General features: G+C 23.7%; 6 protein-coding genes. 5 read left to right on the top strand and 1 reads right to left on the bottom strand.

Features of this window, described 5'->3' with window-relative positions; all coding sequences use genetic code 11:
- Positions 1–677 (bottom strand): cohesin domain-containing protein (locus tag ACQPVP_RS00355; protein ID WP_430846137.1); only part of this gene is annotated, 677 nt, incomplete at its 3' end.
- Between the two features lie 186 nt (positions 678–863).
- Here ACQPVP_RS00355 and ACQPVP_RS00350 point away from each other — a divergent pair.
- The 5 genes from ACQPVP_RS00350 (at position 864) to ACQPVP_RS00330 (ending at position 8,072) form a co-directional block, all read left to right on the top strand.
- Entirely contained in the window at positions 864–2,699 is a 1,836-nt protein-coding gene (locus ACQPVP_RS00350; RefSeq protein WP_430846135.1) for an O-antigen ligase family protein, read from the top strand.
- 1 nt (position 2,700) lies between these two features.
- Complete coding sequence (locus ACQPVP_RS00345; protein WP_430846133.1) at positions 2,701–4,143, top strand: penicillin-binding transpeptidase domain-containing protein; 1,443 nt, start codon at positions 2,701–2,703, stop codon at positions 4,141–4,143.
- A complete protein-coding gene (locus ACQPVP_RS00340) occupies positions 4,140–6,128 on the top strand; it encodes a hypothetical protein (RefSeq protein ID WP_430846131.1) in 1,989 nt (662 codons plus the stop codon). The genes ACQPVP_RS00345 and ACQPVP_RS00340 overlap by 4 nt, the downstream gene beginning before the upstream one ends.
- 40 nt (positions 6,129–6,168) lie before the next feature.
- Positions 6,169–6,879, top strand: a complete 711-nt coding sequence (locus ACQPVP_RS00335; RefSeq protein ID WP_430846129.1) for a hypothetical protein — start codon at positions 6,169–6,171, stop codon at positions 6,877–6,879.
- A 140-nt stretch (positions 6,880–7,019) separates the two neighbouring features.
- Complete coding sequence (locus ACQPVP_RS00330) at positions 7,020–8,072, top strand: cohesin domain-containing protein (RefSeq protein ID WP_430846127.1); 1,053 nt, start codon at positions 7,020–7,022, stop codon at positions 8,070–8,072.
- Positions 8,073–8,081: the final 9 nt, after the last annotated feature.

The following is an 8,081-nucleotide window of genomic DNA, read 5'->3' as shown; positions in this document are numbered from 1 at the left end:
ATATAAAATGCATATTGAGCATTACTACCTAAATTAGAAGAAGCAGTAAAAGTAATACTTTCACCTAAATTACAAGTGTCTTTATCAGCTGTTAAATCAAGTGATATATTGTTTTCTAAAGCTATATTTTTATTAGTAAAATTATATGATATATTACTACCGTTAGAATCAGCTAATTTAACTCTTATAGTGTTTCCAGTTAAGTTTAGGGATTCTGTGTTAGAACTTGTTGTATTTAATTTAACAGTTCCCTCTTTAAGAATCTTTGCTTTTATAACAGCTATAGTTCCATTATCTGAACTTATTCCATCTTTATTACCCTTCATTGTGATGGCAAATGAAGCTTGTCCATTTTCAATTTTTCCATTAGCACCTATAGGGGTAAGAACCTCATTATTGCCAAATATATTACCTTTAGTAATACTTTGAATTTCTAAAAGGTTAGTGTCATAAACAAAATCAATAGATCCTGCATATAAGTCACTTATATTTGATACATTTACAGCAATTTCAATTGTATTTCCTATTTTAGTTTCTCCAGTTACTGTATATGATACAGAAGGAGTAGTAGCTGCAAATACAATATTATTTGTATTAAATAATACTAATTGAATTAAAAATAAAGCAGATAAAAATAATGATAACTTATTTTTATAAAACTTAATATTACTTTTCAATTTTAATCCTCCTTGTTTATGTATTTTTCAATGTAATTTTACTATATATGCAATATTATGTAAATAATTTATAATGATAAGATTGTTTGTATAGTTAATTAAGGAATTTTTTTTTATTTTTTCGACAAAATACAGCAAAAAAAATAAGTGTTATATTATAAAATTTATAGGTGAAAGGAGGATAATATGGAGAAAGAAAAAAATATAAAAATACCAAGATATAAAAAATTTATTTCAATAGTTATATCAGCATTTATGGCAATCATTCCTTTTATTTCATATTTAAAAATAATGATTTTAGATAATAGTATAAAAGATGTTTTTGGAGATAGTAATGGAATATATATAGATTTATTTTTATATTACAAAAAAAATATTATAGTGTTTTTTGCAGTATTTATAATTTTATTTTTTATAGGAGAACGAATATTTCCAGATTACAAATTAGAGTATCCATTAAAAAAAATAAATTATAGAAAAGTTATAATATGTATATTTATATATTCCTTTATGGTTATATTATCCTATGTATTTTCAGATTATAAAGCTTTATCTTATATGGGGTCTCCTACAGATGGAGAGGGAGTTTTAGTTTTACTAGCATATATGCTTATACTTCTTAGTGGAATAAATTATTTCTATAATGAAAAATCAATAAAGTATTTAGAAAAATCTATATTGATACTTATTTCAATATTAATATTGCTGAGTGGCATAGAGTTTTTTTATAAGCCTATTTTTGAAATCCCGTTTTTTCAAAACTTCTTAGCAGCTAAGGAATATTCAGAAATTATAAAATCTATTAAGAATATTGAGTATACAGATATGGTTAGTTTAACCTTATATAATCCAAACTATTTTGGAGGGCTCTGCATATTATTATTTCCTATCATTATGAATTTATTTATAAATGAAGAGAATAAAATGAAAAGAGTTCTTTTTGCTTTTTTATCATCAGGACTTATATTTTGTGTTTTTTCATCTAAATCAACAGCAGCAATATATGTAATGATCTTAGAGTCAATATTTTTAATTATATATTCCAGAAGAAAAATTTATAAGTATTTAAAGTTTAATATAAGTTATTTAATTTTAACAATAGTAATAAGTATAATATTAAACTTCATAAGTGGAAATAAATTGTTGAATGTAGCCTTAAAAGGCTTGAAAAATTCACCAAGTATAGAAAATAGCAGAGAAAAATTTTATTTAGAGGATATTAATATTTATGGAGATAGACTTGAGATTATAGGAGAGAATAATTCCTTGAATATAGTTATCAATAGAGAAAATAAAAATCAATTAAGCTTCTATGATAAAAATATGGATAATATATATTTTAATGATGTTGATGGAGTCTATTCATTTGAAAATAGCGACTTTAAAATGATAAATGTAATTTATCTTGAGTATGGAATAATTGTTGATATTGGATATAACGATACTATGGAATTTTATATAAAAGATGATGGATTTAAAGGTGTAGGTCAAAATGGACAAGTTGTTGATAGTATAAAAAGAGAAAAATATATTTTAAAGGACTTATATGGATTAGCAACAGGTAGAGGATATGTTTGGATAAATACTATACCACTTATAAAAGATAAATTATTAATTGGAAGTGGACCGGGTACATTTGCTATGTATTTTAAGCAAAATGATTATATAGGTCTTATGAACACTCATGGAAGCACAAAGTTTATTATAGATAAGCCACATAGTACATATTTACAGGTAGCTCAGCAAACAGGAGTAATAAGTTTAATAGCAATAATAACAATATTTTATATTTTTGTAAAAAAAGCATTTAATACATTTTTTAAGAAGGAAATATATAATGAGAGTCATATATTTTCATTAGGATTTGGAATTTTTATAGGTATTGTAGGATTCTTAATAATATCATTAGTGAATGATAGTATAGTTACTGTTAACCCTGTATTTTGGGTACTGTTAGGAGTAGGATTTTCAATATTAGATTTAATAAATATGAAAATAAAAGATTTAGAAGTGAGGCGATAGATTGAAGAGAAAAAGAGTTAAATTTCTAAGTATTTTTATTATTTGTATCATAAGCTTATTTTTAATAATAGATAACAGAATATTTATATTTTCAAAGATAAAGGAAAGCAGTATTACTATTCTAGATGATGAAGGAAATATAATTTATGAAACAAAGGAAAAGATTAAATTTCAAGAGGATGTTCTAATAAAGGATAATGATGTTGCAGATAGCATAATGACAGATGTTATAAGTGATATAAAGAGCGAATTTAATTATAGTGACAAAGAAGCTATAGCAATTTTGAACTCTAAGAATTTAATTATAAATAGTACAATAAATAGTGAAATTCAATCTAAAATAGATGAGGTATTTAATAGTAAGGAATATTTCGCAGAAAAAAATTCAATATTATTTAATCAATCGGCTATAGTTCTTATGGATTATGATGGAAATGTAAAGGGGGTAAGAGGTGGAAATAATTTTGATACATCTATAAATAGGGCTTCAAGAAAATTATTAAAGGTTGGTTCTACTATTAAACCAGTATCAATATATTCATTAGGAATTGAAAAAGATATTATTAATTTTTCAACGATAGTAGAAGATATACCCCAGAATACAATTTATAATGGTGAAACTATAGTTTGGCCTAGAAATTATAATGATATATATGAGAGTAATGTTACAGTAACAGATGCACTTAAAAAGTCAAAAAATACAGTTGCAGTAACAGTAGGATCAATGATAGGTGAGAATGAAATTTTTGATTTTTTGAGTAATAGTTTAGGTTATTCTACATTATATAAAAGTGATATTGAGGATGATGATAGGCAGTTATCTGCTTTAGCATTAGGATATTTTAAGGAAGGAATAACTTTAGATACCTTAGTTTCATCTTATACTATGTTTGGAAATAAGGGGTATTATAATGAAAAAAAATATTATGAAAATGTTATAGATAAAAATGGTGATATAGTAATTGAAAATAAAGATATAGAAAAAAAGGTTATAAGTTATGAAACAGCATCTATAATGAATAGGTTATTACTTAATAATATAGTAGATGAAGATAGCATAATAAAAAATATGAAGAATGAAAACTATGAAGTTTTAGGAAAAACAGGTACAGTTTCAGATGACAATAATAATATTATTAGTAATTTATTTGTTGGTATGACTCCCAAATATGTAGCTGGAGTATGGATTGGATATGATGACAGTAGACCAATGATATATGGAACATATAAGTCATCTACGAGTATTTGGAAAAGTGTTCTAAATGAGATAAATGAGGATAATAGTAAATTTGATTTAAGTGAAGATATAGTTGAATTAGAATATTGTACAAAATCAGGAATGTTAAAATCTGATAAATGTAAAGAAACTAAAATTGGATATTATAAAAAAATAATATACCAGATTTATGTGATATTAATCATTAAAATTAGGAGGTTTTTATGAAAAGAGTATTTAATAAAAGTGTTTCATTTAGTTTATTTTTAATAATGTCGCTTATTATTGTAGCACCATATTTTAAAGTTTATGCATATGAAAAGAGTGACTATATGCTAATGGATTTAACTTCAATGGGATATAGTGATGGTGTAAAGTTTGGAGATGGTTATTTATTACTTAAAAATGGAAAATTTAATGATATAAACTCTAAAACTACATACACATTTGTTGATAGTAATGGAAATACTAGAGAAATAAAAAATAGTATAGGCTTTACTGAAGTTTATTTAAATACATCAGGAAGTACTTATTATGTTGATTATAGTGTGTTAGCAGTGGGAAAAGATGGCAAGGTAGCACTTATGGATATGTATGGCAATTTATATGGAGGAAGTACAAATTTTTATGAATGTGTTATTCATGCAGGGGATAATCTTTTCTACACAACAGATGCAACTAAAAATCAAGAGAATAAAGCTGATACAACTATTTGGACTTTAAGAAAAAAAGATGGAAGCATTGTGAAGGAATTTGATGATTTAAATTTTCATAGAGATAGAGTTCATTCAAATGGATATGAATATATAACATATATGAACAACAATGAACGAGAATTAATATGTGTAAATTCTTCTGGAAATATAAAGTTAATGGGAAGTGGATATGAAAGATATACAGTTTATAGTGAATATGGATATGTTTTAGCTTATAAGAAGGATAATACTAATCTTGAAGGTGAGTATACAATAGACGTTTTTAAAGAAAATGGAGATAAGTTATTTACTGTAGAAAAATGTAATAATGTTGAAGTGGATGGGCTATATAAATATGGATATGCTAGAGTATCAACAAATTATAATGGCAAAGTCACACAAAATTTAATAGATTTAAATGGAAATTATGTCTTTGAAGTTGGTAAATATGCAACAGTATCAGGATATGATGATGAACAAGCTAGTATTGTAGATTATAATGAAAATATTTATTTAGTTGATTATCATGATAGTACTATTTTAAATGTAGATAATTTTGCGAAGAAGTTTGGAGAATCTTATAAGGCTATAACATCAAGTTCATATTACATAGACTCAACATTAACATTTACAATTGTAGATGTTAATAATAATAATGATATAGGAAAATCTTTCTTTTTTGATGAAAATGGTAATGAAATTTCAGGAGATATACCTGGAAGAATAGTAGATATAAATGGATTTAATGGAAGTTATGCTTTATTATACAATAGTTCAAGAAGTGATTATGGAGTAGTAGAAAAAACTAATGAATTTTATAAGGACGGATATTCTTATCTACAATTACAAGAAGATCCAAATGAAAGTGATGTTGTAGCAATTGGAGATAATAATGGTGAAAATAAAATATTAGTTATGAAAAACGGAGAAGATATAGATAAATATGATGATATAGGAAGTTTTGAGCTTTGGGTATATATGGTATTTAATAATGGACATGCTGTTGTGAAAAATAAAGGAAAAGAAGAATATGGTGTAATAGATATACATGGAAATGAAATAATCCCAACGGGAGAATATAGTAATTTCAGATTATATAAAGATAGTGAAGTTATATTAGGATATAAAGATAATAAGCCATATTTATTTGATAAAAATGGAAATGTTCTAAATAATGAAGGTCAGTATCAAAATATAGGAGATTATAAAACCGAATTCTATGAATTTTCAGTAGGTGGTAATAATTATATAGAATATATAGATAATATATCATCTAATAATATTACATTGGTAAAAGATTATAGTGGAAATATAGGATTGGTTAAAGTTGTAGAAAATACAAATATATCAACTGATTTAAATAATGATGGAAAAGTAGATATAGAAGATATAGCATCATTAGCATTAAAGTATAATATTAAAAGTACAGATAGAGATTGGGAAGCAAAATTTGACTTAAATAAAGATGAGATTATAGATATTTTTGATTTAGTATTAGTATCAAAAGATATAAAATAATAAGTAATTTGTATAGTTTAGCAGAGGAGATTTAAGATAAGTGTTGAATAAAAAATTGTTATTAACATTAGGAGCAGGATATATTTGTACACACATATCCAATGTAAAAAAGATAAAAATTGATGAAGATTTAAAGTGCTATAATGATAAAAATAGAGATCTGTCTATATTTATATTAAATAATGGTATTTATGAAAATTTGATAATTTTAAATTTTGATAAAAAAAATAATCAAATAAAAATAGGAAATTTTCAAAATGAAAAGGAAAGATTAAGTAAGATCTATAATGAACACAAAGAAATAGAAATTATAAAATCACTTAATTTAGAAAATAATTTATCAATAAATAATTTAATTAAATTTGATTATATAATATTAAAAGAGTATGTAGATAAAATAAATGGAATAAATTTAAAGATAACTAAAAGAGAAGCAAAATTGCTAAAACTGGAAATAAATGAAGGGAATACATATAAATTTAATGGTGAAAAATTGATTGAATATTTATCACTTGATTATATAGGAGCTGATAAGGTAAAAAGATTAAAAAAAGTTTTTAAAATACTATTAAACAATATACTTAATCTTTCAAAAAAAGAGTTTTTAAATACTATATCTGAAATAATGTCTAATATTGAAACGAGCTTATCAACTAAGGAGCTAGTTTCCTTGGGGTTATATACTTTAAAATTAAATTCAAGTAATATAGAAGAATATAATTTTGATATAAGAGAAAAAGTTTTAATGTAAAAATATATCCAAGTAAGCTATAGAATAGCATTACTTGGATATATTTTATTTAACTAAAATATCAGTTATAATATGTTATAACTGATATTTATAGATACATTTTAGAGTGCTTGGCTATTAATAGTTATAAGGAGGTATTTATGAAGAAAAAGATAGTGATTATAACGTTAATTTTAATATTTTTATTTCCATTAAAAGCTTATGCAAGTACAACGTCAGTAGAAGTTAATGTAGATGGTAATATAAAAAAGGGAGAAGAGATAAACATATTAATAAATATGAAAGGCTTAGAAAGCTTATATGCTGCTTCAGTAAATTTTACTTACGATAAAAGCATTTTAAATATAGTTGATATATCAGCAGGGGATTATATAAAAAAGTATGCAGATGAAATAATGGAAATGGGGGGAGAGGTAGATACTTCTAATAATAAAACTTCCTATTCATTTACATTTTTAGGTGATAAAGAAGGTATTAATGGAGATGGAACTTTAGCTATTATTAAAGCAGAGGTTTTAAAAGATGGAAATTTATCAATAGGTGAAGATTCTATAAATATTAAACTTGTAAAAAGAGCAGGAGATAGTGTTGAAAATTACAATTATAAATTTATAGGATATAGTACTGAAAAAGATGTATCATCAGAAAGTAAAGAAGAAAATGATACAAATAATAAAGATGAAAGCAATAATATAACTGATGAAAATGTTCTTATACCTAATAATGAAAATAATACAGAAAATAATACAAATAAAGAAGATACTTTGGAAAATATAGAAGATGCAGAAGATGAAGATAATAATAAAGAAGAAAATACTTTTTGGGGTAATATATTAAATGGAAATATAGTAGAAAATATTATAAATAATATAAAGAATTTTATATCAGGGAATAATAATATAGATATATTAAATGAAGAAGATGTTAATAAAGATTACAACTTTGATGAAAATAATAATTCTAATAATTCTACTAAAGAAATAAATGACGGTAAAAACAATATAAATAATGATATAAGTATCAATAATAATTTAGAAAATAATGAAGATGAAAAACAAAATAAAGGTGAAAGTAAATCAAGTGGTGAAGTTTCTAAATATAATCTTAGCAGTTTATTTTATATATTAATAGGAGGGATATTAGGAGTTATCTATTATTATAAATTTATAAAGTCTAAAACTAAAAATAATTAAAAAGAGAGT

It is taken from the genome of Clostridium nigeriense, from assembly GCF_050585265.1.
GTDB classification, from domain to species: domain Bacteria; phylum Bacillota; class Clostridia; order Clostridiales; family Clostridiaceae; genus Clostridium; species Clostridium nigeriense_B.
This window is presented reverse-complemented; position numbering and strand designations above follow the sequence as displayed.